Here is a 979-nt window from a genome sequence, read left to right on the forward strand (position 1 = left end):
TCGACGATTCGCTGCACCCCGAAAACCAGGACAAGGTCGTGATCACGGTCGCGCCCTACGGCCCCGAATGGATGCCGTCCGACTTCCCGGAAGACATTCCGGTCACGATGGACGAACAGATCCAGAAGGCCGTGGACTGCTACAACGCCGGCGCCACCGTGCTGCATCTGCATGTTCGCGAGCTGGACGGCAAGGGTTCCAAGCGCCTGTCGAAGTTCAACGAACTGATCGCCGGCGTGCGCGCCGCGGTGCCGGACATGATCATCCAGGTGGGCGGTTCGATCTCGTTCGCGCCGGAAGACGACGGGCAGGCAGCGAAGTGGCTCTCCGACGATACGCGCCACATGCTCGCCGACCTCGAGCCGAAGCCCGACCAGGTGACGGTGGCGATCAACACGACGCAGATGAACATCATGGAGTTGCTGTATCCGGAGTATCTGGAAGGCACCTCGCTCGCGAACCCCGCATTCATGGCGGCGTATAGCGAAATGACCGTGCCGGCGGGACCGGCGTGGGTGGAGGAGCATCTGCGTCGCCTGCAGGCGTCGGGCATCCAGCCGCACTTCCAGCTGACCGGCATCCATGCGCTGGAAACGCTCGAACGCCTCGTGCGCAAGGGCGTGTACACGGGTCCGCTGAACCTGACGTGGATCGGCATCGGCGGTGGCTTCGACGGCCCGAACCCGTTCAACTTCTTCAACTTCGTGCACCGTGCGCCGGACGGCTGCACGCTGACGGCCGAGTCGCTGCTGAAAAACGTCCTGCCGTTCAACATGATGGCGATGTCGATGGGCCTGCATCCGCGCTGCGGCATCGAGGACACGATCATCGACCAGCACGGCAACCGCATGACGTCGGTGCAGCAGATCGAGCAGTGCGTGCGCGTCGCCCGCGAACTGGGGCGCGAGATCGCGAGCGGCAAAGAGGCACGCGAGATCTACAGGATCGGCGTGCAATACAAGGACGCCGACGAGACGCT

General features: G+C 64.1%; 1 protein-coding gene. It reads left to right on the forward strand.

Features of this window, described 5'->3' with window-relative positions:
• Nucleotides 1-979 (forward strand): beta-keto acid cleavage family enzyme (locus tag BG61_RS38590; RefSeq protein ID WP_063741174.1); only part of this gene is annotated, 979 nt, incomplete at both ends.

This window comes from Caballeronia glathei (assembly GCF_000698595.1).
In the GTDB taxonomy this organism is placed as follows: Bacteria; Pseudomonadota; Gammaproteobacteria; order Burkholderiales; family Burkholderiaceae; genus Caballeronia; species Caballeronia glathei.